We start from the raw sequence: 26,748 nt of genomic DNA, 5'->3' as shown, positions 1-26,748 counted from the left end.
CTCCCTTAGCGGGTGAAGTAATGGTCTTGATGTTTACAATTACGGCAGAACAGGGTCACATAATCTGCGGCATCATAATCGACAGAGAGCTCTTGTGAACCACAGTACATACAGCGCTTTGTGGAATAAAAATTTAAGCGAGGTTCGATTTTTTTCCAAGCATGGTGTATCGGTTGCACAAAGATACTTTCATCGAGTCCTAAAAAGTTAAAGAGTAAAATTTCACTCATTTTACTAAAGGGGAGTTGTGGTGGACGAGGGAGGGTAAAGGTTTCCCATTTTTCTTGTAAGCCACGTTCACGGTATTGCTGTAAGGTCTTTTTTAACAGATTAGTATTAATGAAGTTTTCATTACGTACTTGCAGAGCTTTTTGTTTATGTAGGTATTCGAGTGCTGACTGAATCATATAGTAAATCTGCCCAACCGCTAGATGGTCGAGTAGGCGATAACAGAACACTTGAAAGCTTTTATTCCCTGCAATTTGAATGCCCCATGTCTTACAGTAAAACTGCATGAATTGGACAATTTCTTGAAACAGTAGGAGATACAAGCACTCTTTCACTTCGTCAGCGCTTTTAAAAGGAACACCCAGAGCTAAATTTTCATAAAACCAATGGCGCAGTTGCTGTGCTACGCTAAAAAGGCTGGGCTCTGAATATCCATCCAAACGGACATTGATATAATACTGTTCAGCTTGTAGTGCATCATCTTTCACAATCAAAATTTGCTCATGCACGAGATGCTTTTTGAGTGATTGTTGGAAGAGATAATTCGGGCTGATGTTATGATACTTAATAGCGTCCCAGTCGATAAATTCTTGATGCGCTGTATGTTCTTGGACGTGATTATCCAATAAAGCCAGCAAAAAGAGTTTCTGTAAAAAACTCAGTTCACTTAATTCACGCTCAACGATATCTTTATTTTTAAGTTTACGCTGTTCTTGTAAACGGGTTTCTTTCAGGAGTTTTTTTCGCGCAGCCTGACAGTTTTCACAATGACAGTTGTATTGCTGTTCTGGAAATATTTGATGATGACAGTGGCTACACTGATAAAAATTAAATTCTTGCTCATCTAATTTTTCAGCATCTACCCAATACATAGATGCACGACACAACGGGCATTGCGTACTTTCATCCATTTGTTTGCGTAGAATATTGAACATGTTGCCAGCGTTTCTTGAAAGGTTAAATTGATTATACACATCTCTGTTTGAAGACGGGTTTGCAATTTCAGTTGCGGCAGCTCAGGCGATATGTCGACAAATAAAAAAACTGCATAGTGATGATGCAGCTTTTAGTCAGAATGGATTATTAATAGGCGGCTGGGCATGGGATCGATTCGTCCTCCTCTCCAACTTGTTTGGCTTGTATTAAGGCTTGCACTTTTTTAGACGCGACTTTTTTAGTGCCTAATGCACTATATGAGTTAAGTAATGAACTGACCTCAAAGGCTTTGAGTGGAATCCCTTCGCAAGTCATAAACATTGCAATTACTTGATGGTCGATATTTGCAGCATCAAGCGCTTGCAGGGTCTTCATATTTTCAATACGGATGATGTGTTCTTTAATAAACATAATGCACCTCTTTTTGTTTTAGCCTGATGATTTTGCTTTTGGCAATTAAGTAGATGCAAAACGCATGCTCAAATGTTTTGAGTAGAGATTTTAAAGCAGATAAACTGTATATTTATTTGCTAAGATATTGAAAATAAAATATTAATTTAAAAGTAACAAAATAATATTGATGCGTATGGCTATGTCTAATGAATTCTCAAAATTCTTAAACTGTTGAAAAAGAAACATCTTGGTGCATCGTTTAAACAGAAGTATGCAATCAAATCTAAATCAGAATATTGATATGATTCGAGAGTTAAGGTACTTTTTGGAAGGAATCACCTAAGCGATTGGATTTTAAAAGTATATTTGTATATATTAAGCTTATAATTCTAATGATCTGGGCTTCTAGGATTGAAACCAAGCGGAATCTAATGAACCTGATACACAGTAAGATTCGGCTTGATTTCTTAAGGTTTTAATCTTTTTTTATCCTTTCTTTGTATGGAATACATATGTCAGACGCACTTAAAAACAGCAATATCACCCGTATGCAATTATATAAGCAGCCACAGGGTATGGTTGGTGCGCTGATTATTGGGCATGATCAAACACTGGAAAAGACGATCGAGTTATTGGGCCTGGCGCAGCAACATCAAGTATCTAAAATTTATGTGGCGGGTGCGACGGAAGAAATTCAGCAATTCCTCACTTCAAAAGTCACGGCATTTCAATTTTACTTTGCTGCAGACTATGAAAGCGCACTCGATTTAATTTTTGCAAATCAATAATCGTATAAGTCTTAAACAGGTAAGTTTGAGCGCAATAATTTGAACGTACAGATGGATTAAGCACCTGTACTTTCTCTTTCTAGTATATAGGCGCTTTATTTATTTTAGGTAGATAAAAAATTTGCACATTGTTATAGCTGTACTCAACTCAGGCATTTATTTTGCTTAAACATGGCGAAAATATGTGCCAGCCTTTAAATTATTCTATAAAGATGATTGAAAACAACATGCGCTGAGCCCATATATAAATCATTGTAAATGCGAAGACAGCTTATGCATCTTGTCGTATGATCAAGTCATTCACAATGTGTTCAAAAAGCTGATGAAGCAATAACTAAGGAATAGGACGAGATATGAATATTGCGGCAAATCCAGTGGTCGAAGCAGACCAAACTGTTTATTTAAAAGATTATCAAAAACCATCATTTGTCGTAGATAGTATCGATCTAGATATTCAAGTCTTTGATGAGCATACCAATGTAAATGCAAAATTAGTGATGCAGCGTCAAACGGCTGGGGATTTGGTGTTATTGGGTCGTGATTTGGAACTCAAATCAATTCGCTTAAATGGTCAAGTTTTGCCAGCAGATGCCTATGTTGTAGATGCAGAACAACTGGTGATTTCAAATGCACCTGACCAAGCTGTCATTGAAACCGAAGTCGTGATTCATCCTGAAAGCAATACTCAACTCGAAGGTTTATACCAAGCGGCAGGCGATTTATTCGTTACCCAAAACGAGCCTGAAGGCTTCCGTAAAATTACCTATTATCCTGACCGTCCTGATGTGCTATCGGTATTTACCACACGTGTTGAAGCGGATAAAAAATTCCCTGTATTACTTGCCAATGGTAATTTGATTGAAGCGGGTGAAACCGGTGAAGGTCGTCATTATACCGTTTGGCAAGATCCAACCAAAAAACCATCGTATCTATTTGCTTGTGTGATTGGTGATTTGGCAGTACTTAAAGACACTTATGTGACGTCTGAAGGTCGTAATGTTGCTTTAGAAATCTATGCAGAAGAAAAAGACATTCCAAAATGTCATATTGCCATGGAAGCTTTAAAACATTCGATGCGTTGGGACGAAGAACATTATGGTCGTCCTTATGATTTAGACAATTATATGATCGTGGCAACCAGTGCATTTAACATGGGTGCAATGGAAAACAAAGGTTTGAATATTTTCAACACCTCTTGTGTGCTTGCTGATGAAGAATACACGACTGATGCTGCGATCATGCGCGTTCAGTCTGTGATTGCACATGAATACTTCCATAACTGGACAGGTAACCGTATTACCTGTCGTGATTGGTTCCAACTATGCTTAAAAGAAGGTTTGACGGTATTCCGTGATCAGTCGTTCTCAGAAGATTTACAATCTGCTGCGGTACAACGAATCGATGATGTTGCTGTGTTAAAAGCACATCAGTTCCCAGAAGATTCAGGCCCGCTTTCACATCCACCGCGTCCAGATCATTTTGTTGAAATTAATAACTTCTATACCGCAACAGTGTACGAAAAAGGTGCGGAAATTAACCGCATGATGGCGACATTGTTGGGCAAAGAAAAATTCCGTGCAGGTACAGACGAATATTTCAAACGCCATGATGGTCAAGCCGTGACTGTTGAAGATTGGGTAGCAGCACTAACAGCGGGATCAGGTGTAGATTTATCGAGTTTCTTGATTTGGTATAACCAACCGGGCACACCAAAACTTGAAGCAAAAGGTGAGTACGATGCTGCAAATCAAACCTATACTTTAAGCTTGAAACAAAGCTTAAAAGCTCATCCGAAATATCCAAATTTAACAGCTGTGCCTATTCCTGTGGCTTTGGCATTGTTTGATGCGACGAGTGGTGAACAGTTAGTTCTCAGCTCAGATGCATTGGTTGAAAATGGCATCAAAGATGGCGTGTATTTATTTGATACCGATACTGCAACCATTACATTTAGCGGTGTAAAAACCCAGCCTGTTGTGTCTTTACTGCGTAATTTCTCTGCACCTGTTAATCTTGAATTTAACTATTCAGATGAAGAGCTTGCTTTCCTGATGCAGTACGAGCCGAATGGTTTTAACCAATGGCAAGCCAGCCAAACTTTGTTAGAACGTATTTTGTTAAATGGCCATGATGCCGACATCTATGTCCAAGCTATACAAAATACATTACCAGCATTGGTTGAGCGTGATCCATTACTTGCTTCACGTTTATTCGATGTACCGACAGAGGGTTATTTAGGTAGTCGTATTGATACAGACTACAGTCCTGCCCAAGTGCAAGAACAGCGTGAAGCACTGTTAAGTCGTGTGGCACGTGAGTTAGGTGCATTCTTTAAAGAGACTTATGCAACTTTAGACCCAGATGCGCAGAAAGAGTTTTCACAAGCTATGGGTGTTCGTGCATTGAAAAACATTATGTTGAGCATGATGGCACGTCAAGGCGATGCATCTGTATTTGAATTGGCTTATGAACAATTCAGCTCAACAGGCAATATGTCTGAACGTCTTGGTGCTTTAAAAGTATTGGTTTGGAATGATGCACCACAAGCACAGCAAGCTTTAGAAACCTTCTATACACGCTTTAAAAATGAAGCTTTGTCGATGGACCAATGGTTTATGTTGCAAGCGGCACATCCGAAAGCAACTGCGGAAACCATTAAGGCACTGACTGCTCATCCTGATTATGATTTGAAAGTGCCGAACCGTATTCGTGCGGTTACTGGTGGCTTAAATAGCAATCCTGTCAACACTTGGAGCTTTGGTGTGCAGCATATTGTTGAATTAGCAAAATTCCTCGATGAGAAAAATCCAATTGTCGGTTCACGGTTACTGCAAATTTTGTCCCGTTGGTACACGTTGGCAGAGCCGCAGCGTAGTGAAGTTAAAGCCGAACTTGAAGCGCTTAAACCTGTCGTGAAATCGAAGAATGTATCAGAAACCTTAAATAGCATGTTAAGTGTTTAATCATTCAACCTCTCTGTACGATTGATTTGAGTTAAATCAGTCGTACTGAAATGAGCCTGTTGCCATGGCTATGGCAGCAGGCTTTTTTTATATCCAGTCTTTTTATCCAATCTTTAGCTAGAATTGAAAATCAATCATGTTTAGATGGCTGAAACTCAAAAATTTTCTCTGAGCATTTATTTAAATTGCATAATAATTGCAACATAAATCACATAATAGCGTTACAATAAAATAGATCTAACACATGAATGACTGTATGCGGTAATGCATCCAAGTTTATGAATGTTTAGATTTTTTATCTATTTTATTATGTGGGATTTTTGAGGCGGGTCATGTTAGTTAAGGTTGATGAAGGTTTTTATTTAAACTCACATCATATTATTGCAATTCGGATTAATAGAGATTTGCTTGATACCTTTGTTGTTTCGGTAGAATACACGCCCAATAGTGTGCAAAACACAGGTGTATTTGAAAAGAAATTCAATGCGCGCCGCGATGCAGAACAATACCTACAGACTCTGAATCAAATCATTGGTAAATCGTAAAAGCTAAAGTGTATATCGTGGATATTGTCTAGATTGAAATGGGCAAGATACGAATCAGACTCAGATTGACGTCTAGCAAAAGGGATGAAGCGCATCCCTTTTTTGTCTTATCTGAGCGAAACTGATGTAAAGAATTGAAAATAAATCATTCTATCGATACGACTCGATTTGCACGTCGGATATTTTCCTGACATGCTGTAGCCATCCAAAATGAGTTAAATTTATATGAGAATCAGTATTGTGGGTGCAGGTCGTGTTGCACATCATTTGCTCAATGTGCTTCATCCACAACATCACATTGTGCAAGTTTATGCACGAAATCTTGAAAAGGCAGAAAAACTTGCAGCAAGTGTAGGTGCAGAAGCCATTCATAGCCCAAGTGAGTTGAATGCTGAGATTGATCTATTGATCATAGCGGTGAGCGACCAGTCGATTGCAACCGTTATTCAGCAGGTCAAAGCCTATCTGCCACAAGTTCTGATTGTGCATACGTCAGGTAGCACCAATATCACAGTACTGACCCAGCAGCATTCGCGAGCAGGGGTGTTTTATCCTTTACAAACTTTTAGTTTAGATCGAGATGTGGACTGGACGTCGACACCGATCTTTGTAGAAGCGGCAGATCCTACAGATTTGACGACACTTACAGGTTTAGCAAACAGCATTAGCCAAAGGGTTTATCAATATGATTCGGCACAGCGCTTGAGTCTGCATCTTGCTGCGGTGTTTGCCTGTAATTTTAGTAATTATTGTTATGACATGGCAAAGCAGATTGTTGATGCAAAACAAGTCGAATTTAGCTTACTTTATCCTTTGATTTTAGAGACAGCTAATAAAGCTACTCAGGCTGAACCACGTAACATGCAAACAGGTCCTGCCATGCGTGGGGATCAAAATATCATGTTGATGCATGCCCATATGCTTGAGCAAGCTGATCAAGTCGATCTGAAAGTGGTCTATGAAATGTTGAGTCAGCAGATTCTTGGGCATCATCAGAAATAAATAATCCGTATAGAACAATGAATATTTATTAGCTTAGACATACATGTCAAACAGGATGTTACATGGCAAAAGATTTTAATAGTCCGCAAGTGGTCGCAAGTTATGATGCGCATATTCGAAAATTAATTCCCGGCTATGAACTTGTCCATCAACAAATTCAGGCGGTGTTGAATTGCCATGTCGCTGAAGATGCCAATGTACTGATTATTGGATGTGGGACGGGCTATGAATTGGGTTATCTCATGGCCTTGAATCCAACATGGTCATTTACCGTTACAGAATTATCTGAAAATATGCTGAATCAAACACGCCAACGTGTTGAAGCTGCTGGACAGTTGCATCGCGTCAAATTTGTTTTGGGCAGTCACACTACTTTTGAGCAGGCGAGTTGTTTTGATGCGGTGCTGAGTATCTTGGTGACGCATTTCATTCCATTGTCCGAAAAAAATGAATTTTTAACTAAAGCTTTTGAATTACTTAAACCGCATGGCATTTTTTTAAGTTTTGACTTGATGCAAACTCATTCGAATTTTGAGCAGGGTGTCCTGCCTGAATTTTGCCAAATGCAAGGTTTATCTGCTGCGCAAGCGACAAAAATGATGCAGCGTTTAGAAGATGATTTTGAACTGATTAGCCAGCAGCACTATCAAAGCTTACTGACGGAAATAGGCTTTGATCAAATTTATTGTTTCAGTCAAATCTTTAGCTATGCAGCTTACAGTGCATTTAAAACGGCTATGGATTAAAAGAATAAAGACCAAGTTTGAGTGTATTAAGTTTATCGATCATTTTCACCGATATAGTTACTACGTTGCATGAGTGAAACTTGCATCAAAATTTTGATCAATAGTCTCATTTTTCTTGCTCGGTATGGCGCTCATTATTTTAAGAAAGAAACTTTTCTGTCAGCGTTAAATCCATTATTGTGCATTTATAAAAATAATCAATTGGATGAAAATAATGTCAAAAATGGAATATGATTACATTGTGATTGGTGGTGGAAGTGCGGGGTGCGTACTGGCTGCACGCCTCAGTGAAGATCCACATATATCTGTGTGCTTATTAGAAGCAGGTGGGCAAGGTGATCAGTGGACGGTCAATATTCCAGCTGCATGCGTGGTGAGTTTACCGACTAAGATCAATAATTGGGCCTTTGAAACTGTGCCTCAAGCTGGCTTGAATGGTCGTAAAGGCTATCAACCACGTGGAAAATGCCTTGGTGGTTCATCGAGTATTAATGCCATGATTTATATTCGTGGACATAAAAATGACTATGATCAATGGGCGGCACAGGGCAATACTGGCTGGTCATACGACGAGGTCTTGCCCTATTTTATTCGCTCGGAAAATAACAACCGAATACACAATGAATTTCACGGTAATGACGGCCCTCTTTACGTCACAGATGTACAAAGCGATAATATTTTCCATCAACGCTATACCGAAGCGGCTCGTGCACAAGGCCATAAAGTTCTCGATGATTTTAATGGCGCAGAACAAGAAGGCTTAGGGGTTTATCAGGTAACGCATATCAATGGAGAGCGTTGTAGTGTAGCGCGTGCGTACTTATTTCCACATTTAGATCGGCCAAATTTAACGGTATTGACCAAAGCAACAACGCATAAAATTACCATAGAACATCAAGTTGCGACTGGCGTAGAAGTACAACATGCAGGGCAAATGAAACACCTAAAAGCCAGACGGGAGGTTTTACTCAGTGCCGGAGCGATGCAGTCACCGCAGATTTTAATGTTGTCTGGAGTAGGCGACCAGAGCGAACTCCAAGCGCATGGCATTGAAGTGAAACACCATTTACCGGGTGTAGGAAAGAACTTCCACGACCATCCCGATTTCATTTTTGGTTATAAAGTCAAAGAATACCAGGGCACATTTGGGGTGTCCTTACCCGGCTCAATTGATATGTTCAAGCAGATCAGTCGCTATCGTAAGGAACGGCGGGGCATGATTGCTTCAAATTTTGCAGAATGCGGTGGTTTTCTAAAGTCTTCACCCGATTTAGCCATTCCAAATTTGCAATTACACTTTGTCGTGGCGTTAGTAGATGACCATGCACGGAAATTTCATGCAAGCCATGGTTTATCATGTCATGTGTGTCTGCTCAATCCAAGAAGCCGCGGCACGATCAAACTAAGTGGTTCTAGTGTCAATGATCCATTATTGATTGATCCAAACTTTTTAGGGGATGAACAGGATTTAGAAGATTTGGTACAAGGCTTTAAGTTGACGCAGCAATTAATGATGTCACCGTCTCTATCGAACCATTATCAGCAAGATTTGTTTACCTCACTGGTCAAAACCGATGATGACATACGTGCAATCTTACGTCAGCGTGTGGATACGGTTTATCACCCTGTCGGTAGTTGTAAGATGGGCGTAGATGAAATGTCTGTGGTTGACCCTGAATTGAAAGTCTACGGGATTCAAAACCTTCGTGTCGTCGATGCATCTATCATGCCTTCTGTGGTGAATGGCAATACCAACGCGCCGACAGTGATGATTGCTGAAAAAGCCGTGGATATGATTCGACAAAGTCAGCTCCAAGCGCAAGTAGCTTAATGGTTATTCATTTTATTTGATTTGATACAACACAGATAAATCTTAGATCAAAAACAGCAATAAAAAACCACCGCTAACGGTGGTTTTTTGCTTCATTCAAAAATTAATATACTTTTTTGAAGATGAAGTCATTAATTTTATGGCCTGCTTCAATTCCGCGACGTTCAAACTTAGTTTGTGGACGCCAGTCTGGTCGAGGGTAGCTATTGCCTTTACCCGCAAGGTTTTCAAGACGTGGGCGTTCTTCAAGAACTTCGATCATCCATTCAGCATACGGTTCCCAGTCAGTCGCTGAGTGGAATGTGCCGCCGATTTCTAATTTTTCTTCAACCAATGGCATACGGTCATGAGATACAAAACGACGTTTGAAATGACGTTTCTTCTGCCATGGATCTGGGAAGTATAATTGCACAGTGTTAATACTGTTGTCTGGCATTTCACGTAGCACTTGGATGGCATCAGCATCCAATACTCGAAGGTTAGTTAAACCTGCAAGACCGGCTTCATACACACATTGAGCGATACCCGGAACATGCACTTCAATGCCGACAAAGTTTCGCTCTGGGTTTGCTTTTGCCATTAGTACCAAAGAGCGGCCCATACCAAAACCGATCTCTACAGTTAATGGGCGTTCAGGGTGTTCAAAATGCTGACGCAAATCCCCAACAGGATATTCCAAAATTAGATGACCATATTGTTCCAGCGCAGTACGTTGCGAAGTATTAAGTGGCGCAGAGCGGCGCATAAACGTCACGATTTCACGGTGTTCGTTCAGGTTATCCAGATCTACTGCGTGCTGGTCTAATTGATCGTTCGACATAACTTTGGCAAATGTAAAAAATTCGAATGCCGTATTTTAAGTCTTGAGATACACAAGTCAAATTTTTACCGTGAATAAATCCGCTTTTTGCTCAATCTTACTGATTGGAGCCGTGCTGAGCATTTGCCATGTACAGTGAATTACTCAGCTCAAAAGTCATGAATTAACATTAATCTAGGCTGTTTTTTCATCAAGATCTTCACTGTCAGCACCATCAGATTTAAATGGCAAAATGGCCTCAAGAACGGTAGAACCCGGCTGTGACTGTATTTTAAATTCACCACCGATACGATGGATTCGTGTTTGCATACTATGTAGACCAACATGTAGACCTTGTTCAACATCGTTAGGGTTGAAGCCTATACCGTTATCTTCAATACGTAATACCAACTGAGTTTCTGTTTGGCACAAACTGAAATGAACTTTGCTGGCTTGACTGTGTTTTAAAATATTGGTGAGGGTTTCTTCTGTGACACGTGTCAAATTGAGACATTGGGTCGCAGAAGGTGAGTGAATCCATTCGGCAGCAATTTTCCAGCTCGAGCTTATGTCTAATTCTTCAAAGAGCTGTACAAAGCGATGGCGAATCGGTGCCGCCCATTCGATCGGGGTGTCTGGAACTTTCGTTCCTATACTTGAACCCGAATCGATAACTTGTCTTAAATCATTACGGAATAGTTTAAGCATTGACATGATTTGTGGTTTTTCAATTTTGTCATTTTGTTCTAACAGTAAAATTGAACGGACAATTGATCCACCTAAACCATCATGTAAGTCATGAGATAAATGAATTCGTTCTTGAAGTCGTGCATTTTCAAGCGCGAGTTGATGTTGTTGACCAAGTGACGTAGCCAGTTTCAGTTCAGCTCGTTGTACATTTTCAGTTAAGGTCTTATTAAAACGTTCAATTTGACGGGTGTGTCGAGCTAAACGCAAAGCCAGTACGCCGCCCAAAACGAGGGTGGTTAGTGGGCCAGTATATGGTGAGAGCGCATGGCCTTCCATAGTCATCATAAAGTGCGCATCATGTACTGCAATCGGTAAATAAATCAGATACAGCGTTGCAAGCAAATAGGTTTCGGCCATTTTGGCTTTATACGCCAAGTACGGGTAGCTAATACATTTGGCCACAAAGACTAAAACAAAGAAGCTAAAACAAATTTGGATGACGGTTTTTAAATAAGCCTCTGGCGCAAAACCGATACTGAGCGCTGCGATAGTGGCAAGGCTTAATAATAGTTTTTGAATTTTCGGGAAGGGATGGTTTGCAAAATACCACGCACCAATACAGCCAAAAACCGTATAAAAACAGAAAATAATATTTTGTAGGCGGTCGACCTGTACGGTGGTTAGAAATGCAATTGGCCCATTAAAAATAATACACAGGCTATAAAATACCCAAGCCATGCCTGTGATGGTTAACCATAAGTACGCTCTTTCATTACGATTGGCAAGCCATGCTAAAAAAAAGAACACAGCAACGACGAAATTAATCATCGTATTGAGTTCGACTAATTGTCGTTGTTCGAGTAGCCAAATCTTAAAGGTGCCGTAGACTTGCGGGTATTCCCCAATTTGAACTGAACTGAGTCCTGATTTTTGGGTCACTGATCCATACACTTGCACCCAAATGGTATTTACACCTTGCTTTAAACTCGAGCTAGGCAAGTTAAACAGTCTAGGTTGATGTTGGCTTCGGGAAAAATGTTCTGCTGAAATGTAATCTTGCCAAAGTAGGGCATCGTTGATATAAACCCGTCCACTTTGGGTGATGCCTTGTATAGCGATAGCAATGGGTTGATTTAACTGATGGAGGTCACAGTTCAACTTAAATTGGATTTTGTACCAAGCGATACCATGATAATCCGGCCAACGTTTATTCCAAGTGTCTGGCAGCTTTTGCAGATTTTGCCAACCTGTACGTGGGCGCTCTTGCTCGACAGCGCTTTTAGCTGTGGCAATATGGGTAATTTCAATAGGACAATGACTGCTTGAGATCTGTGGGGTGGCATTGGCAAAACTGGGTATAGCGATACAACATAGCAGGCAAAATAGACTCGCTAAGACCAGCAGCCGATTTGCTTGAATGCAGTGTCGTGACCAAAACCATACCATCAAAATTCCCCCAATTTTGTGTATCCACAATTTAAAAAAATAAATAGAAAGTCACATCAAATCTTTGTTTTATTTTTGATAGTTATAATTTTATGAGATGAATTATACAGTTAAATCGAATGAATGGTGAATTTTTCTCTTTTTTATAGCCTTAGTATTTTATGTAATGTCATTACAAATGAGACTTTGATTATTGAAACCCTTTGCTATATTCATCCTGCATAGGGTTTCAATAGGTCACACTTTATTGAAAATTGATTGGATTCAAAGTGAATATTCAAAAATCCATTAGTCACTGACACGGTCAAGTAAGGTGCTACTTGCTTCATTTAAGCCAAAAACCTCTACTTGAATCTGTTTTGACTCAAATTTTTGCACGACATTCTTCAAAATATTAACGGAAGTAATATCCCAAATATGTGCATGATTCAGATCAATTCGCACTTGACTAACCGTCTCCTGAAAATCAAAAAATTGATAAAAACTCTCAGAGCTACTAAAGAAAATTTGTCCATAGACCGTGTAACTACGGACGTTGTCTTTAAGTTCTGATGTGACTTTTACCGAACTTTCTAATTGATTGATAATAAACAACGCAGAGAGGAGCACACCAACCAATACGCCAAACGCCAAGTTATGTGTTGCAAGCACCACGATCACCACAGCAATCATCACGACATTAAAAGACATTGGATGCTTTGAAAATTGCTTGACTGAATTCCATTGGAAAGTGGTAAACGACACCATGACCATAATCGCGACTAAGGCAGCCATTGGGACATAAGCCAGCCAGTCTTTTAAGAACACCACCAAACATAACAAAAATATACCTGCAACCAAAGTGGAGAGGCGAGTTCGCGCACCTGAGCTGACATTAATAATCGACTGCCCAATCATGGCGCAACCTGCCATGCCGCCCATAAAGCCACTGACTATATTAGCAATCCCTTGACCACAACATTCCTGATGACGATCACCTTCAGTTCCAGTGACTTCATTGATCACTGTCGTGGTCATCATGGTTTCTAATAGGCCAACTGTTGCTAGGGTGATGGAATAAGGGAAAATAATCGTGAAGGTTTCAAGATTGAAAGGAATTTCAGGAATCAAGAAAATAGGTAGAGTCTCTGGAAACTTACCCAAATCGCTCACAGTACGCAGGTCTGCACCTAAAAATAATGCCAAGCCACTGAGGACAATAATGCAAATCAGCGGTGATGGAATGGCTTTGCCAATTTTAGGTAGATATGGAAAAAGATAAATAATCGCAAGCCCTAAAAGCATAAAGACATAGCCCAAACTATCCATCTTTGTCATTTCAGGTAGCTGTGCGACAAAAATCAAAATCGCGAGTGCATTTAAAAAACCATACACCACTGACTGCGAGACGAAGCGCATAAGTTTTGATACTTTAAAATAGCCAGCAATGATCTGAATCACACCAGTTAAAACCGTGGCAGCCAAAAGGTATTGCAAACCATGATCTTTGACCAACGTGATCATAAGTAAGGCCATCGCACCCGTAGCAGCTGAAATCATTGCTGTACGACCACCAAAAAAGGCAATGGTGACGGCAATACAAAACGAAGCGTACAAACCAACCTGAGGGTCAACCCCAGCAATAGCTGAAAAGGCGATGGATTCTGGAATCAACGCCAGTCCAACCACCAAGCCAGCGAGTACATCAGTACGAATATTGGAAAACCATTGTTCTTTTTTAAGTTGTAACACGGTAACTTTTCATCAAATCTTAAACGCGGCTATGTTAAAACAACTGAGTATAAAAATGCATAACACAGTGACTTGAAATCTTCTTAAATATGGATAATAGTCAATGAGTATATATGTTTCAGCATTTACGCTTTTTTGCAATTTACAGGTTTGATCACTTGAAAGTTTGACAGAAGAGATTTAAAACATTGAATAGTACATAACAAGGATCAGATATGAAGCTTTATTATTCTCCAGGTGCATGTTCATTAGCATCACATATAATTTTAAATGAAATTAATGTCGATTTTGATTTGGTCCGTGTTGACCTAAAAAACCATAAAACAGAAAAAGGTGTAGATTATTACGAGATCAACCCAAAAGGTTATGTACCTGCTTTAGAAATTAACCCAGGTTTGATCCTGACCGAGAACGTGGCCATTTTACCGTTCCTTGCACAGCATGATCCAAAACAAGACTTAATTCCACCATCAGGTTTAGGTCGTGCCAAAGTTTTAGAATGGCTTGGCTATTTGAACTCAGAATTACATGATGCTTATGCCGTATTCTTTGGTGCACCACTAGATGCAGACGCTAAAGAAAAAGCTTATGCAGAAATTGATCGTTTATTGACATACATCGATAAAGCGATTGGTGAATCGGATAACGACTATTTGGTCGATGATAACTTTGGCCCAGCAGATGCTTATCTCTTTGTACTGACAAATTGGTCAAATGGCATCGGACATGATTTAACGCCATATAAAAATATCATTGCATTACGTAACAAAGTTGCAGAACGTCAATCAGTTCAAATTGCGATGCGTGATGAAGGTTTAATTCCTTAAGTTGTGTATTCAAATTGAATTATAAAAAGACCGCCGAAATTGGCGGTTTTTTATTGCTAGATTGGCATTGCTCAGGTTCAACTTAGTATTCGAACTGTGTATAGAAATCATCAAAGTTAATATTTTTAAGCGTCAGTTGTTGTGGTGCTTTGAAGGTTGACCATTTGGTTTGAGTTTTGGCATTTTCAAACATATTGCCGCCTACAATTTCCTTACGTTTTAAGGTCGAAAAATTATAGCTTTTCGATGTTTCTTCACCAGAAGCGCGGTGAAAGCTATTGTAGTCAAAACCAATCAGATCAAAGCGTTGATTTTGCCAACGGAAGGTATAACTATGTCGGGGCCATTCCCAGCCACCACAAGCCATAAAATAACTAAAATGAACGAGTAAATTGCCTTTACTGATTTGGATGTCTTCTGCTTCAGCAAGTGGGTCAAGTAAACATGAATTCGGCTGCTGAGCGACAGGGATGCTATTGTTTTCAACGATACGTTGATATCCCTTTGCGGTTTTAAAAAACACAATGAGTTTTCGTGGATGGTTATGAACGACTTTGCCATCGTCATCATAGGTCATCACATCAACTTTTTGTTTTTCCAAGATCATCGCAATATCTGGCATTTGATCTTTGTTTAGGTCGCCAGTCGTAGCCATCAAAATGTTCCAACCATGCGGTGCAAGTGATTTGGCTGTGCTCGGCACTTGGGCAGACAGCCAACTAGATGCGACACAAAGACTCAAAGTACAAAATATATGGGATATTTTCATTATTATCAGGTTTTCAAAATTAAAAAGAGGACTCAATGGAGTCCTCTTTTATACCGTGAATGAGTTCTTATTTAAAGAAGTATCCTGTTTCAGGTGAACTGGCATTTGCCATGCGTTTACGAGGCATACGTCCTGCTAGGAAAGCTTCACGACCAGCTTCAACTGCTTTTTTCATCGCTGAAGCCATCAGAACAGGGTTTTGAGCAGCTGCAATTGCCGTATTCATTAATACGCCATCACAGCCCAATTCCATTGCTATCGCTGCATCACTTGCAGTACCCACACCGGCATCGACCAAGACAGGCACTTTGGCATTGTCTTTAATGATCGAAATAGTATGTGGGTTGAGAATGCCTAAACCTGAGCCAATAAGACTACCTAAAGGCATAATGGCTACACAGCCCATGCTTTCCAGTTCTTGTGCCACAATTGGGTCATCCGAGGTATAAACCATGATTTCAAAGCCATCGTCAATCAACGTTCGTGCAGCTTTTAAAGTCTCGGTAACATTTGGATATAGGGTTTTCTCATCCCCTAAAACCTCAAGTTTAACCAGATTGTGACCATCTAAGAGTTCACGCGCCAACATACAAGTACGGACCGCGCTGTTCGCATCGAAACAACCTGCTGTATTTGGCAAAATCGTATATTTTTCAGGTGGAACTACAGAAAGCAAGTTCGGCTGGTCTGGATGCTGACCAATATTCACACGGCGAATGGCAACGGTCACAATTTCAGCACCACTGGCTTGAATGGCCTGGTCAGTTTCCGTTAAGTCCTTGTACTTACCTGTACCAACTAAAAGTCGTGAATTAAATGTACGTGAACCAATGATTAGGGGTGTATCTTCCATGGGAGCTCCATTTTAGCCGCCACCTACGGCATGAATAATTTCAATATGATCTTGCTCTGCAATTGGGGTTTGTTCCAATTTACTTTTCGAGATGATCATTTCATTTTTTTCAACAGCGAAGCGTTTGCCTTCCAGTTGTAATTGTTGAACCAATTGCAAGAGGTTGACACATTCGGTTTGTGTAGCTTCGCCGTTTAAATAAATTTGCATTTGTGGATTCCGTTCTTGCTGTCTTACCTGTTGAGTAAGACCAATATCTGCTGTTGATTATTTTGCGTATTTAAATGCATTCCAGGCCAATATGAGCCATCCAGCAATCATCAACGCTCCACCAATTGGAGTAATGGCACCGAGACTGCGTGGTAAACCTAGAGCCATCACATATAAAGAACCACAGAAGAAGAAAATACCAATTTGTATAAGTAGGAAACTGGCTTTTATTGGAAGTTGGGGAATGACTTTGGATAAGATCGCGAGGGCAAGTAAGCCCAGTGCATGATAAAAGAAATAGTCCGTTGCAGTTTGCCACCAAGCCAATTGGGCTTCAGTCGCGCGAGCTTTTAATCCGTGTGCACCAAAGGCACCAAGCATTACAGCAAAAGCTAAGTTAAGTGCGGAAATGGCAATCCACATGTGCATTCACCTTAACAAAATTTGCGCATAACCATAGCATATTTAGCACGCAGGTTTAAAGCAAAAATGCCCAAAGTTTTTGTGTTGTAGCTTGTCATTCAATACTATTCAGACATAAAAAAGAGCATCGAAATGCTCTTTTTAAGAATGACTGGAAAAGCCTTCAACTTAGTTTGAGGACATTGCGACTTTAATTTTTTCCATCGCATTTTTTTCCAACTGACGAATACGTTCAGCAGATACATTATATTCCGCCGCCAATTCATGCAGCGTCGACTTTTCGTCATCTAACCAGCGACGTTGTAAGATATTCCGTGAACGGTCATCCAACTGATCCATGGCTTCATGTAAAGCTGAAGTGCTTTGTTCTTCGTAATCTTCATCTTCCGCTAAACGCGCAGGGTCGTAACGGTTATCTTCGAGATAAAGGGCAGGAGCGACATGGGTCGAACCTTCATCGTCATCATCACCTTGAGCTTCAAACGCAGCATCATAAGCTGTTAAACGGCCTTCCATTTCTAAGACTTGTTCGGGTGTTACATTTAAGTCATTGGCAATCGACTGTGCTTCAGCCAAAGTTAATTTTTTAGAGGACTTTTTTAAGCTACGTAAATTAAAGAATAATTTACGCTGCGCTTTAGTGGTCGCAATTTTGACAATACGCCAGTTACGAATCACATATTCATGAATTTCTGCTTTAATCCAATGTACAGCAAAAGATACGAGACGTACGCCCATGTTTGGGTCAAAACGTTTTACCGCTTTCATTAAGCCCAAGTTACCTTCTTGAATCAGGTCACCTTGTGGCAAGCCGTAGCCTGCATAGCTACGTGCGATATGCACAACAAAACGAAGATGTGACATCACCAGCATTTTAGCTGCGTCTAAATCTTGGTCATAATAATAACGTTCGGCCAGCTCTTTTTCTTGTTCGGCCGATAAAATTGGAATCTGATTAACAGTACTAATATAAGCACCAAGATTCACCCCAGGTGCCGATAATGACAGGGGCATCAATTGATTGCTGCTGTCACTCATGTTTTCTCCTTGAGAATTAAAATGGGTAAGCCCAATAACTAAGATTCATCTTAATCCAATATTTCCGTAAATTATGGAAAATTGGGTATAGAAATGTAAACTTTTATTCAATTATGAAGCAATTTAGTTTAACTGAATCTTTTTAAGATTCAATCAAGTAATGAAACTCAGAATCGGAAATTTTGCGCATTTCACAGTTTAACTGATGTATTTGACAGTATCGTGATACATCTTGTTGGCTGTGCGGATCGGATGACTTTAACAATAAAGATTGGTCTGGACTTTTCTTTAAAGCTTTTTTGAGCATCAATAGTGGCATCGGGCAGGGTTTACCCATTGCATCTACAGTTAAAAGCGAATTTTGGCTGTCACTCACGAAGCAGATCCAACATGTTTACATTTCAATGGAAATATTAGCAAATACAGTGCCAAATCCCAACCTAAAATAGGTAAAAATCCTTTGTGATTTATAACTCAAACGATGTGAAAAAATAAGAATATTCAAAAGGAAAATAGATCAAAAAAATCTATTAATTGCGGTAAACCCGTGTTAAGCTCGTTGCGTTGTTAAGATTTTTGTTGGCTGTGAAGCCTCTTAACTCTTGATATATTTGGATGTAACCGGGATTTTGTTGATAGTTTTACAGAATGATTACAAGCTTAGAAATAAAAATATTTTTTTTAACCTTGTTTGGTCTGCTGTTTGCAACACCGGGTGGTCCTTCTTTTTTAAATACGATAAGGATTAACTTATGACAGCTCGTGAACAAGGCGTTGTTAAATGGTTCAACGACACTAAAGGCTTTGGCTTTATTCAACGTAACGGCGGCGACGACGTATTCGTTCATTTCCGCGCAATTATGGGCGAAGGCCACCGTTCACTTCGTGACGGCCAACGCGTAGAATTCAGCGTTGTTAAAGGTCAAAAAGGCTTCCAAGCTGAAGAAGTACAACCTTTAGACTAATCGTCTGAATGTACTCAAAAACGCTCCAATGTAAATTGGGGCGTTTTTTGTTTATAATGCTTCAGCAATTTTGTGATTATTCAATTAGGGCACATCTATATGTCATCAGGTTTTGAAACCTTAAATTTACATCCGAACCTTAAAAAAGCCATTGATGCTTTAGGTTTTAAGGATATGACGCCTATTCAGCAAAAGGTTTTAAAATTTACATTGGCTGGACATGACGCTATTGGTCGTGCTCAAACTGGTACTGGGAAAACTGCGGCTTTCTTGGTCAGTGTGATCAATGACTTGTTGAATAATCCAATTAAGGAACAGCGTTATCGTGGTGAACCGCGTGCATTGATTCTTGCACCAACGCGCGAACTTGCTTTGCAAATTGAAAGTGATGCAAAAGAATTAGTGAAATACACTGATCTCAATGTCATGACTTTGCTCGGTGGGGTAGATTTTGATAAGCAAAAAAATCTATTAAATCGTAATTTTGTCGACATTATGGTTGCAACCCCAGGTCGCTTAATTGACTTTGTGGAACAAAAAGAAGTTTGGCTCGATCAAATTGAATTTTTAGTGATTGATGAAGCTGACCGTTTATTAGATATGGGCTTTATCCCATCTGTAAAACGTATCGTGCGCTTTTCACCACGTAAAGAACAACGACAAACTTTGATGTTCTCTGCAACATTTAGTTATGATGTTTTAAATTTGGCACAGCAATGGTTGTTTGAACCAGTAACTGTTGAAATTGAACCTGAGAAAAAAACTAATGCAGATGTAGAGCAACGTGTCTACATGGTGGCGAAGTCTGATAAATATAAATTGCTGGAAGACATCTTACGTGATGAACCAATTGAAAAAGTTATGATCTTTGCCAATCGTCGTGATCAAGTGCGTAAACTTTATGATCATCTCAAAAAAGACGGTTATAAAGTGGTGATGTTGTCAGGTGAAATCGCTCAAGATAAGCGTTTGAAAATGCTTGATCAGTTCAAAAATGGTCAACATAACATCATGATTGCAACAGACGTTGCGGGTCGTGGTATCCATGTCGATGGTGTTTCTCATGTAGTGAACTTCACACTTCCTGAACAGTCTGATGATTATGTACACCGTATCGGTCGTACAGGTCGTGCAGGTACTCGTGGTGTGAGTATTAGTTTCTTGTCTGAAGATGATGCTTTTTCACTGCCTGAAATTGAAAAAGCCATTGGTCAAAAATTACCTTTAACCCGTTTAGACGGTTATTGCTAATTTTGCTTCTAAAAAGCCTGCAGATTTGCAGGCTTTTTTATTTCATGTCGACTATTTCATTTTGAGTTAATGACAAAACAAAATCACAGACTAGCGTTTTAGTTTGCACGGCAACTAAAGGTTAGTACGGTTTGGTAATCATCATCTTTGCTGATGCTACCGCTATTTCCAGTAATGGTGCCAAGTACGCCAGCCGCCGCCTGAATCATTTGACCTGTCTTTTCATCGACCACGCCTTTTAACACACCGTTGTATTCTTGCTTTTCATCCACGACGACAGGGGTCGCATTTTTACCACAGGTACTATTTGCAGCTGCAATTGCATTATTTTTTGCCGCTAAACTGGTTTTACCTACGGCAGTCACTTCATATTGATTATTTGGTTTTTGAATCGCTAAGGATTTTGTTGGTGTAGATGTACATGCAGCTAAAAACACAGTTGCGCTTAACGTGCTAACAATGGCAACAGTTTTGTTGAATTTTTTCATGCGGTGCCCCGAGTTAGAAACAATTTGATTTATTTGAACATAAAATTTCTTATAGAACAGGGAAGTGCTGTACAAGTTATGCGGTTTTTTTATAGTAAATCTGTGAATAAAGCTGACTTAACAAATAAGCACCGAGTCTGATGTAAACATTCTAGAGTAAGTTATTGAGAATATGCTAATCTTGAGCAAACGTTTTAAAGTACAGTGTATAGATGTCAATTCTAAAATCAGCAGTTGATACAGTTCATCAAAATATTCATCAGCGTCAGTCGATTGGTCATTTAATTGAACCTGCGCCGAATGCTGAGCAATTGGAAAATGCGTTTCAAGCCGCTTTAACGGCGCCAGATCATCATCGTCTTAAGCCTACGCGTTTCGTGATTATTCCTGAAACTGAACGTGAAGCATTTGGTGAGTTGCTTTCACATGCTTTAGCCGATACTGGACAAACAGAAGAAGCGCAGTTGGAACGTGTGAAACACCATCCATTTCGTGCGCCACTATTGGTTTTGGCTTTAACTCAATTACAAGATCATCCCAAAGTTCCGCATTTCGAACAAATTTTAAGTTCAGGCGCAGCAGTACAAAACTTTTTGCTCTCTTTACAAGCACAGGGCTTTTCAACCATGTGGCGTAGTGGGGCGGTGGTTGAATCTAAATTGTTTAAACAAGCCTTAGGCTTAACGGAAAATGATTTGATTTCAGGCATTATTTATATCGGTACAGCTGTGAAAGCCATTCCACCGCGTGCTGAAATACAATCTGCTTACTTTGTAAGCCATTGGCATAAAGCAAAGCAATAAAAGTGAAAAATAGGTCGATTGAACAAGATCGATCAGTAAAGAAATTAGGATAAAAGAACAATGTCAGAACTTGATTTTGCAAGTCTTGTTAGCCCTGTGTCAGTTGATCAAAAAACTGCACTGCGTGTTACGGTGCTGGGTGGTGGGAGTTTTGGTACTGCGATGGCTAATACTGCAGTACGTAATGGCTGTGACACCATGATATGGATTCGTGATAAGGTGGTAGCTGCGGACATCAATGCAACACATATCAATAAGCGTTACTTGCCAGATTTTCAATTAGAAGCAGGTTTGCTTGCTGTTTCAGATTTAGAAAAAGCAGTATGTAATCGTGACATTATTTTGGTGGCCATTCCGAGCCATTCTTTCCGTAGTGTTTTACAGCAGATCAAGCCTTTTATCACGTCACATGCAGTGGTGTCTTTAACCAAAGGTATTGAAGCCAATACCTTTAGCTTTATGAGCGATATTATTCGTGAAGAACTTCCTGAAGTCCCTTATGGTGTGCTTTCAGGGCCAAACTTGGCGAAGGAAATTGTTGCTGGACAACCTGCGGGGACTGTGATTGCAAGCCAATCTGAGCTGGTCCGTTATGCAGTTCAACAAGCGCTGCACAGTGCATTATTCCGTGTATTTGCCAGTGATGATGTGCATGGCGTGGAATTGGGCGGTGCACTGAAAAATATCTATGCAGTCGCGATGGGTCTAGCTGCAGCTTATGGTGTCGGTGAAAATACCAAGAGTATGATTTTGACACGTGCTTTGGCCGAAATGAGCCGCTTTGCTGTAAAATTAGGCGCAAACCCATTAACATTCCTAGGTTTATCTGGTGTCGGTGATTTATTTGCAACTTGCAGTAGTCCGCTCAGCCGTAATTACCAAGTCGGCTTTGCACTCGGCAGTGGTAAAAGCTTAGAACAAGCCACCAAAGAACTGGGACAAACTGCGGAAGGGATTAATACCATTGTGCAAGTACGCGCACGCTCTGAAGAGCTCGGTGTGTATATGCCAATTACCAGTGCCTTGTACGAAGTGATTTTTGAAGGTGCGCCGGCCCTGAATATTGCATTGTCATTGATGAAAAATGGACATCGCAGTGACGTTGAATTTGTTTTGCCACATCAGCAAGTTTAAGTTTGCTGATTAATATCCAATACACATAGCTTTGTCATACTGGCTGTATATAATGTGCGGAATAGAATAAGGAAATTTTATGCAACTGACATTGGTTAGGCATGGCGAAGCTGCTCCGCCAGTAATAGGGAATGATGAAAAGCGTCCTTTAACAGCGCGCGGACAAACTCAAGCGGCAGAAACTGCAGCATATTTGAAAGATATAATACAACCAGACGTTTTTGTGGTGAGTCCGCTACTGCGGGCGCAGCAAACACTTTCATCTTTGCAAAAACATTTTCCACATGTGCCTGTGGTTATTTGTAATGCCATCAAACCGGAAGATGATGCCAAAGTTGCAGTGGAATGGTTGTCACATTTACCGTATGAGTCTATTGTGGTGGTGTGCCATATGAACGTTGTGGCACATATGGCCAGTGTTTTAGTCTCAGAATATTTTAATCCCTATGCTTTGGCAGAAGCGCGTATTTATGAACAAGCGGTCATTGCTCCAGGGTTATCGACTCAAATTAAAACGTTTATACCATCAACATAAAAACCAATTAAAACGGCAGAAAAATTAATGTTGTATTTATGGATGCCCGAAGCCAATGGGGTTTGGCAATGGTCAGAAGGGGATTTCTGGAAGCAGTCATCGACACTTGAACAATTGATTCAGGAAATTCAGCCATATGCGGGAAAGGAAGCGGTTGTTTTCTTTCCAAGTCGTGATGTACAAATCATTCAGCAAAATTTTCCAAAAAACCAATATAAAAAACTTGGCCCAGACGGCGTAAAATATTTACTTGAGGAATATGTCATTTTGCCTTTGGATGCAATGAAAGTATTGCATCATTTTCAAAGTCCAGATGAATTAACGGTCATGGGGGTTGCGCATAGTGCAGTCGAAACGATGCAGCATGCTTTGACACTAATCCCTGTGAAAGTCATTTCGTTATTACCTGACTTTTTGGTCTTGCCAAGCCCAGAAGCTGGGCAACATGTTTTGGCAAATGTCAGCGGTCATTTATTGGTCCGAAATGGTGAATATGTCGGGCAATCCGTTGATGATTTGGCTTTGTACTTAGATTATCAAATTGGTCAGCCGAACTATAAGATTTCAAATCTAAGTTCAGATCAGACGCATAGTCTTGAAGCCGCTGTAACGCATGATCACATTGAATCTTTTCATTATGAATTACCCAATATAAAAAAACCGAAACAACATCCACTCAATGTTTTGCCGAAAGCCAAAACCAATACTGGTGTGAGTGGCTATTGGAAAGCATGTGCAGCTGTTTTGGTTGCGGCTCTAATTACTCAGTTTAGTTATGATGCAGTTCGCTGGTATCAATACAAAAAAGTGGCCAATATCACTGCGGCACAAGCGATTGATCAGTTTAAATATTGGTTTGGGCAAAGCTATCCTGTGACTGAACAAACGCTGAAAAGCCAGTTCGAATCACAATTGCGTCAGAGTCAAACGGGCAATGCGCAGGCGCTGTCCTTGCTGAGCCGTGTCGGGCCAGTTTTGATGCAAAACCAAATTTCTGCAAATCGTGTGAGCTATGAAGCCTCGATGTTAAATATGGAGCTAAAAGCCAATTCGGCAGAAGTACTACAAACCCTAACCAATCAATTAAAACAACAAGGTTTTAAAGTTGAATTAGGGAATATTCAACCAAGTGCCAACGGCGCGATTGGATTGGTGAAAATACAATAATGACAAAAATGGAAAACCTACAGCAACGTATAGATGGGCAAATTGAGCGCATCACTGATTATTTAGACCAACTTTCTACTCGTGAACGAGTCATGGTGATCTTTACCACGATTTTTGTTGTAGTGGCAGCGATTGGTTCGGCACTATTTTATATGAACAAAGCTGCAAATTTTCAACAAAAGCGCGTGAATGAACTTAAAGATACTGTTGTTTGGATGCAAAGTAATGCCGTCACGATGAAACCAGCAGGTGATACACAACTGAGTGCGTTGGAAAAAGTTCAGCGTGTGTCGCAACAACAGGGCTTGTCAGTGGCATCGCAACAAGTCGGCGAGCAAATACAGATTGCTGTGATGCATGAAAATTATGCAATTCTGGCCAATTTTTTGACACAATTGGTTCAAATTGGCTTAAGTATTGAAAAGATGGAATTAAGTTCTGAAGCAGGACAGGTCAAATTAACAGCGAGTGTACAATAATCGGTAAAAATAAAGATCTGCTAAGCATGGCGTTTTATTTGTGCTGTGCCTATAATATGCCGACTTAAAAAGCAGTAGACTTTTATAGATATGTTGTATTCTCTAGCCCGCCCTTTGTTGTTTACTTTAGCACCAGAGCGTGCACATGAGCTGACATTATCGCTGTTGAAATCTTCTCACAAGATGGGAATGATGCGTCAAAACGTGGCGTCTAAACCAGTGACATGTATGGGAATCGAATTTCCGAATCCAGTTGGTTTAGCAGCCGGTCTTGATAAAAACGGTGCTTATATCGATGCGCTGGCGAGCCAGGGCTTCGGCTTTATTGAAATTGGTACAATTACACCACTTCCACAATCAGGGAACCCTGAACCTCGTTTATTTCGTTTACCGAAAGCAAAAGCCATTATTAACCGCATGGGTTTTAACAACGATGGCGTGGATCAGTTGATCGAAAATGTCAAAGCTGCAAAATTTAAGGGTGTACTTGGGATCAATATCGGTAAAAATGCAGTCACACCTGTTGAAAAAGCAGTTGACGATTATCTGATTTGTCTAGAAAAAGTTTATAACTACGCTTCTTATATTACCGTTAATATTTCATCTCCTAACACAAAAAATCTTCGCAGCTTACAAAGCGGTGATGCTTTGACTGAACTGTTAGAGACGCTCAAGAAACGTCAACTCGAGTTGGCGGATGAAAATCAACATTATGTACCCTTAGTACTTAAAGTTGCACCAGATCTAGAACCTGAAGACATTAATTTTATTGCCCAACAATTGTTAAAATTTAAAATTGATGGTCTGATTGTCACCAATACGACTTTGTCACGGGAAGGTGTTGAAGGCCTTCCATTTGGTGATGAAGCTGGTGGTCTATCCGGTGCACCAGTCTTTGAAAAAAGTACGGCATGTTTGGCGGCTTTTGCTAAAGTATTAAACGGTCAAATTCCATTGATCGGTGTAGGTGGTATTTTGTCGGGCGCGGATGCTGTTGCGAAACAAAAAGCAGGAGCAAGCCTTGTACAAGTGTATAGTGGCCTCATATATACAGGTCCGACACTTGTAAAAGACTGCGTAGACGCATTGTAAATATCATGAATACCATTGATATCTTTATACTGATTATTTTGCTCATTGGAGGGCTTAACGGTTTGCGTCAAGGATTTGTAAAAGCCTTTGCGAACTTCATTGGATGGATTCTTGCACTTGTCATTGCGGCAAAGTATGCAACCGTCCTTGCACCTTCGATGACATCTTTAAGTACAGATCCAGTGGTACAGAAGATTGCCGCGTTCGCATTTATTGTATTGTTGATTGTAGTCATGACTTGGGTCGCGACATGGTTATTGAACAGTATTTTGAAAACATTAAAGCTCGGTCCGTTAAATCGACTGGCAGGTGGTGTTTTTGGAAGCTTAAAAGGATTGTTGGTGGTGCTGATCACTATGCAGGGGCTAGGTCCTTGGGTAGAAAGTTCACCACATTGGAAACAATCTAAAATGGTTCAGTCATTATTGCCATATGCGCCTTGGGCAACCGAATTGTCCAAAGATGCTGCAAATCAAGCACTTCATCATATTCAGTCTGAAGATGCTCAGAAATCTTCAGACCTCCCATCTGAGTCGCAGAACAAGCACGGACGTTCTGGATCGGGTGAGTCAACAAATAATCCTTTTTATTAACCCTAGCTTGTCTGCGAGGTTGC

28 protein-coding genes are annotated in these 26,748 nt (G+C 40.2%); 16 read left to right on the top strand and 12 right to left on the bottom strand.

The features are described 5' to 3' along the window. Positions 1 to 5: 5 nt before the first annotated feature. Complete coding sequence (locus tag LXF01_RS10460; protein ID WP_233944289.1) at positions 6 to 1,163, bottom strand: hypothetical protein; 1,158 nt, start codon at positions 1,161 to 1,163, stop codon at positions 6 to 8. Between the two features lie 148 nt (positions 1,164 to 1,311). After that, positions 1,312 to 1,575 carry a hypothetical protein gene (locus LXF01_RS10455; protein ID WP_111885040.1) on the bottom strand — a complete coding sequence of 88 codons (264 nt, stop codon included), beginning with the start codon at positions 1,573 to 1,575 and terminating at the stop codon, positions 1,312 to 1,314. Between the two features lie 494 nt (positions 1,576 to 2,069). On the opposite strand from LXF01_RS10455, the gene LXF01_RS10450 reads away from it, so the two are divergent. The 6 genes from LXF01_RS10450 to LXF01_RS10425 all read left to right on the top strand — a co-directional run bounded on the left by LXF01_RS10450 (position 2,070) and on the right by LXF01_RS10425 (position 9,432). Continuing rightward, entirely contained in the window at positions 2,070 to 2,345 is a 276-nt protein-coding gene (locus tag LXF01_RS10450; RefSeq protein ID WP_180129506.1) for a hypothetical protein, read from the top strand. A 353-nt stretch (positions 2,346 to 2,698) separates the two neighbouring features. Then, positions 2,699 to 5,308 carry an aminopeptidase N gene (gene pepN / locus LXF01_RS10445; protein WP_233944288.1) on the top strand — a complete coding sequence of 870 codons (2,610 nt, stop codon included), beginning with the start codon at positions 2,699 to 2,701 and terminating at the stop codon, positions 5,306 to 5,308. A gap of 332 nt (positions 5,309 to 5,640) precedes the next feature. Beyond that, on the top strand, positions 5,641 to 5,853 hold the full coding sequence (locus LXF01_RS10440) for a hypothetical protein (RefSeq protein WP_078193638.1): 213 nt from the start codon (positions 5,641 to 5,643) through the stop codon (positions 5,851 to 5,853). 225 nt (positions 5,854 to 6,078) lie between these two features. Further along, the gene (locus LXF01_RS10435) at positions 6,079 to 6,855 is read left to right on the top strand and encodes a Rossmann-like and DUF2520 domain-containing protein (RefSeq protein WP_233944287.1); all 777 of its coding nucleotides are present in this window, start codon (positions 6,079 to 6,081) and stop codon (positions 6,853 to 6,855) included. A 62-nt stretch (positions 6,856 to 6,917) separates the two neighbouring features. Beyond that, positions 6,918 to 7,601 carry a class I SAM-dependent methyltransferase gene (locus LXF01_RS10430; RefSeq protein WP_233944286.1) on the top strand — a complete coding sequence of 228 codons (684 nt, stop codon included), beginning with the start codon at positions 6,918 to 6,920 and terminating at the stop codon, positions 7,599 to 7,601. Between the two features lie 214 nt (positions 7,602 to 7,815). Beyond that, entirely contained in the window at positions 7,816 to 9,432 is a 1,617-nt protein-coding gene (locus LXF01_RS10425) for a GMC family oxidoreductase (RefSeq protein ID WP_233944285.1), read from the top strand. Between the two features lie 103 nt (positions 9,433 to 9,535). Here LXF01_RS10425 and trmB read toward each other — a convergent pair whose 3' ends face one another. From trmB to LXF01_RS10410, 3 genes are all read right to left on the bottom strand, one after another. Beyond that, positions 9,536 to 10,252, bottom strand: coding sequence for a tRNA (guanosine(46)-N7)-methyltransferase TrmB (trmB, locus tag LXF01_RS10420; RefSeq protein WP_180023891.1), 717 nt, complete (start codon positions 10,250 to 10,252; stop codon positions 9,536 to 9,538). A 174-nt stretch (positions 10,253 to 10,426) separates the two neighbouring features. Further along, positions 10,427 to 12,367: a sensor histidine kinase gene (locus LXF01_RS10415; protein ID WP_233944284.1), complete on the bottom strand. Its 1,941-nt coding sequence runs from the start codon at positions 12,365 to 12,367 to the stop codon at positions 10,427 to 10,429. Between the two features lie 288 nt (positions 12,368 to 12,655). Continuing rightward, positions 12,656 to 14,098: a SulP family inorganic anion transporter gene (locus tag LXF01_RS10410; RefSeq protein WP_233944283.1), complete on the bottom strand. Its 1,443-nt coding sequence runs from the start codon at positions 14,096 to 14,098 to the stop codon at positions 12,656 to 12,658. A gap of 215 nt (positions 14,099 to 14,313) precedes the next feature. Between LXF01_RS10410 and LXF01_RS10405 the strand changes: the two genes are divergently transcribed. Beyond that, on the top strand, positions 14,314 to 14,925 hold the full coding sequence (locus LXF01_RS10405; RefSeq protein ID WP_078188886.1) for a glutathione binding-like protein: 612 nt from the start codon (positions 14,314 to 14,316) through the stop codon (positions 14,923 to 14,925). Between the two features lie 82 nt (positions 14,926 to 15,007). Here the strand turns inward: LXF01_RS10405 and LXF01_RS10400 are convergent, their stop codons facing one another. From LXF01_RS10400 to LXF01_RS10375, 6 genes are all read right to left on the bottom strand, one after another. Beyond that, a complete protein-coding gene (locus LXF01_RS10400; protein WP_233944282.1) occupies positions 15,008 to 15,694 on the bottom strand; it encodes a hypothetical protein in 687 nt (228 codons plus the stop codon). 67 nt (positions 15,695 to 15,761) lie between these two features. Continuing rightward, positions 15,762 to 16,547 carry a thiazole synthase gene (locus LXF01_RS10395; protein WP_180102680.1) on the bottom strand — a complete coding sequence of 262 codons (786 nt, stop codon included), beginning with the start codon at positions 16,545 to 16,547 and terminating at the stop codon, positions 15,762 to 15,764. A gap of 12 nt (positions 16,548 to 16,559) precedes the next feature. After that, positions 16,560 to 16,757: a sulfur carrier protein ThiS gene (gene thiS, locus LXF01_RS10390; RefSeq protein ID WP_111885686.1), complete on the bottom strand. Its 198-nt coding sequence runs from the start codon at positions 16,755 to 16,757 to the stop codon at positions 16,560 to 16,562. 57 nt (positions 16,758 to 16,814) lie between these two features. Beyond that, positions 16,815 to 17,180: a DUF423 domain-containing protein gene (locus LXF01_RS10385; RefSeq protein ID WP_111885687.1), complete on the bottom strand. Its 366-nt coding sequence runs from the start codon at positions 17,178 to 17,180 to the stop codon at positions 16,815 to 16,817. A gap of 168 nt (positions 17,181 to 17,348) precedes the next feature. Further along, entirely contained in the window at positions 17,349 to 18,218 is an 870-nt protein-coding gene (gene rpoH, locus LXF01_RS10380) for an RNA polymerase sigma factor RpoH (RefSeq protein ID WP_078188879.1), read from the bottom strand. Positions 18,219 to 18,360: 142 nt separating this feature from the next. Next, complete coding sequence (locus tag LXF01_RS10375; protein ID WP_078189214.1) at positions 18,361 to 18,555, bottom strand: sulfurtransferase TusA family protein; 195 nt, start codon at positions 18,553 to 18,555, stop codon at positions 18,361 to 18,363. A gap of 415 nt (positions 18,556 to 18,970) precedes the next feature. Here LXF01_RS10375 and LXF01_RS10370 point away from each other — a divergent pair, with 415 nt between their 5' ends. Together LXF01_RS10370 and rhlB are read left to right on the top strand one after the other, a co-directional pair. Continuing rightward, a complete protein-coding gene (locus tag LXF01_RS10370; protein WP_005014923.1) occupies positions 18,971 to 19,183 on the top strand; it encodes a cold-shock protein in 213 nt (70 codons plus the stop codon). Positions 19,184 to 19,282: 99 nt separating this feature from the next. Next, positions 19,283 to 20,434: an ATP-dependent RNA helicase RhlB gene (gene rhlB / locus LXF01_RS10365; protein WP_180003018.1), complete on the top strand. Its 1,152-nt coding sequence runs from the start codon at positions 19,283 to 19,285 to the stop codon at positions 20,432 to 20,434. Between the two features lie 98 nt (positions 20,435 to 20,532). On the opposite strand, the gene LXF01_RS10360 is transcribed toward rhlB, so the two are convergent. Continuing rightward, the gene (locus LXF01_RS10360) at positions 20,533 to 20,922 is read right to left on the bottom strand and encodes a hypothetical protein (protein WP_180106623.1); all 390 of its coding nucleotides are present in this window, start codon (positions 20,920 to 20,922) and stop codon (positions 20,533 to 20,535) included. A 212-nt stretch (positions 20,923 to 21,134) separates the two neighbouring features. Here LXF01_RS10360 and LXF01_RS10355 point away from each other — a divergent pair, with 212 nt between their 5' ends. From LXF01_RS10355 to LXF01_RS10325, 7 genes are all read left to right on the top strand, one after another. Further along, positions 21,135 to 21,725 carry a nitroreductase family protein gene (locus tag LXF01_RS10355; RefSeq protein WP_442781339.1) on the top strand — a complete coding sequence of 197 codons (591 nt, stop codon included), beginning with the start codon at positions 21,135 to 21,137 and terminating at the stop codon, positions 21,723 to 21,725. A gap of 60 nt (positions 21,726 to 21,785) precedes the next feature. Then, complete coding sequence (locus LXF01_RS10350) at positions 21,786 to 22,859, top strand: NAD(P)H-dependent glycerol-3-phosphate dehydrogenase (protein ID WP_233944281.1); 1,074 nt, start codon at positions 21,786 to 21,788, stop codon at positions 22,857 to 22,859. 79 nt (positions 22,860 to 22,938) lie between these two features. Then, on the top strand, positions 22,939 to 23,394 hold the full coding sequence (locus LXF01_RS10345; RefSeq protein ID WP_233944280.1) for a SixA phosphatase family protein: 456 nt from the start codon (positions 22,939 to 22,941) through the stop codon (positions 23,392 to 23,394). 27 nt (positions 23,395 to 23,421) lie between these two features. Continuing rightward, positions 23,422 to 24,561 carry a type II secretion system protein GspL gene (gene gspL, locus LXF01_RS10340; protein ID WP_233944279.1) on the top strand — a complete coding sequence of 380 codons (1,140 nt, stop codon included), beginning with the start codon at positions 23,422 to 23,424 and terminating at the stop codon, positions 24,559 to 24,561. Beyond that, positions 24,561 to 25,040, top strand: coding sequence for a type II secretion system protein GspM (gspM, locus tag LXF01_RS10335; RefSeq protein WP_180023880.1), 480 nt, complete (start codon positions 24,561 to 24,563; stop codon positions 25,038 to 25,040). The genes gspL and gspM overlap by 1 nt, the downstream gene beginning before the upstream one ends. A 90-nt stretch (positions 25,041 to 25,130) precedes the next feature. Continuing rightward, on the top strand, positions 25,131 to 26,132 hold the full coding sequence (locus tag LXF01_RS10330) for a quinone-dependent dihydroorotate dehydrogenase (RefSeq protein ID WP_078188867.1): 1,002 nt from the start codon (positions 25,131 to 25,133) through the stop codon (positions 26,130 to 26,132). Between the two features lie 5 nt (positions 26,133 to 26,137). Next, entirely contained in the window at positions 26,138 to 26,725 is a 588-nt protein-coding gene (locus LXF01_RS10325) for a CvpA family protein (RefSeq protein WP_078188866.1), read from the top strand. Positions 26,726 to 26,748: the final 23 nt, after the last annotated feature.

It is taken from the genome of Acinetobacter sp. SH20PTE14 (genome assembly GCF_021391555.1).
Classification (GTDB): Bacteria; Pseudomonadota; Gammaproteobacteria; order Pseudomonadales; family Moraxellaceae; genus Acinetobacter; species Acinetobacter amyesii.
This window is presented reverse-complemented; position numbering and strand designations above follow the sequence as displayed.

What these genes read in the sequence shown, in the direction of transcription:
- LXF01_RS10460 (WP_233944289.1), bottom strand. Translation starts at nt 1,163, where the DNA reads ATGTTCAATATTCTACGCAAACAAATGGATGAAAGTACGCAATGCCCG.
- LXF01_RS10455 (WP_111885040.1), bottom strand. Translation starts at nt 1,575, where the DNA reads ATGTTTATTAAAGAACACATCATCCGTATTGAAAATATGAAGACCCTG.
- LXF01_RS10450 (WP_180129506.1), top strand. Translation starts at nt 2,070, where the DNA reads ATGTCAGACGCACTTAAAAACAGCAATATCACCCGTATGCAATTATAT.
- pepN (WP_233944288.1), top strand. Translation starts at nt 2,699, where the DNA reads ATGAATATTGCGGCAAATCCAGTGGTCGAAGCAGACCAAACTGTTTAT.
- LXF01_RS10440 (WP_078193638.1), top strand. Translation starts at nt 5,641, where the DNA reads ATGTTAGTTAAGGTTGATGAAGGTTTTTATTTAAACTCACATCATATT.
- LXF01_RS10435 (WP_233944287.1), top strand. Translation starts at nt 6,079, where the DNA reads ATGAGAATCAGTATTGTGGGTGCAGGTCGTGTTGCACATCATTTGCTC.
- LXF01_RS10430 (WP_233944286.1), top strand. Translation starts at nt 6,918, where the DNA reads ATGGCAAAAGATTTTAATAGTCCGCAAGTGGTCGCAAGTTATGATGCG.
- LXF01_RS10425 (WP_233944285.1), top strand. Translation starts at nt 7,816, where the DNA reads ATGTCAAAAATGGAATATGATTACATTGTGATTGGTGGTGGAAGTGCG.
- trmB (WP_180023891.1), bottom strand. Translation starts at nt 10,252, where the DNA reads ATGTCGAACGATCAATTAGACCAGCACGCAGTAGATCTGGATAACCTG.
- LXF01_RS10415 (WP_233944284.1), bottom strand. Translation starts at nt 12,367, where the DNA reads ATGGTATGGTTTTGGTCACGACACTGCATTCAAGCAAATCGGCTGCTG.
- LXF01_RS10405 (WP_078188886.1), top strand. Translation starts at nt 14,314, where the DNA reads ATGAAGCTTTATTATTCTCCAGGTGCATGTTCATTAGCATCACATATA.
- LXF01_RS10400 (WP_233944282.1), bottom strand. Translation starts at nt 15,694, where the DNA reads ATGAAAATATCCCATATATTTTGTACTTTGAGTCTTTGTGTCGCATCT.
- LXF01_RS10395 (WP_180102680.1), bottom strand. Translation starts at nt 16,547, where the DNA reads ATGGAAGATACACCCCTAATCATTGGTTCACGTACATTTAATTCACGA.
- thiS (WP_111885686.1), bottom strand. Translation starts at nt 16,757, where the DNA reads ATGCAAATTTATTTAAACGGCGAAGCTACACAAACCGAATGTGTCAAC.
- LXF01_RS10385 (WP_111885687.1), bottom strand. Translation starts at nt 17,180, where the DNA reads ATGTGGATTGCCATTTCCGCACTTAACTTAGCTTTTGCTGTAATGCTT.
- rpoH (WP_078188879.1), bottom strand. Translation starts at nt 18,218, where the DNA reads ATGAGTGACAGCAGCAATCAATTGATGCCCCTGTCATTATCGGCACCT.
- LXF01_RS10375 (WP_078189214.1), bottom strand. Translation starts at nt 18,555, where the DNA reads ATGGGTAAACCCTGCCCGATGCCACTATTGATGCTCAAAAAAGCTTTA.
- LXF01_RS10370 (WP_005014923.1), top strand. Translation starts at nt 18,971, where the DNA reads ATGACAGCTCGTGAACAAGGCGTTGTTAAATGGTTCAACGACACTAAA.
- rhlB (WP_180003018.1), top strand. Translation starts at nt 19,283, where the DNA reads ATGTCATCAGGTTTTGAAACCTTAAATTTACATCCGAACCTTAAAAAA.
- LXF01_RS10360 (WP_180106623.1), bottom strand. Translation starts at nt 20,922, where the DNA reads ATGAAAAAATTCAACAAAACTGTTGCCATTGTTAGCACGTTAAGCGCA.
- LXF01_RS10355 (WP_442781339.1), top strand. Translation starts at nt 21,135, where the DNA reads ATGTCAATTCTAAAATCAGCAGTTGATACAGTTCATCAAAATATTCAT.
- LXF01_RS10350 (WP_233944281.1), top strand. Translation starts at nt 21,786, where the DNA reads ATGTCAGAACTTGATTTTGCAAGTCTTGTTAGCCCTGTGTCAGTTGAT.
- LXF01_RS10345 (WP_233944280.1), top strand. Translation starts at nt 22,939, where the DNA reads ATGCAACTGACATTGGTTAGGCATGGCGAAGCTGCTCCGCCAGTAATA.
- gspL (WP_233944279.1), top strand. Translation starts at nt 23,422, where the DNA reads ATGTTGTATTTATGGATGCCCGAAGCCAATGGGGTTTGGCAATGGTCA.
- gspM (WP_180023880.1), top strand. Translation starts at nt 24,561, where the DNA reads ATGACAAAAATGGAAAACCTACAGCAACGTATAGATGGGCAAATTGAG.
- LXF01_RS10330 (WP_078188867.1), top strand. Translation starts at nt 25,131, where the DNA reads ATGTTGTATTCTCTAGCCCGCCCTTTGTTGTTTACTTTAGCACCAGAG.
- LXF01_RS10325 (WP_078188866.1), top strand. Translation starts at nt 26,138, where the DNA reads ATGAATACCATTGATATCTTTATACTGATTATTTTGCTCATTGGAGGG.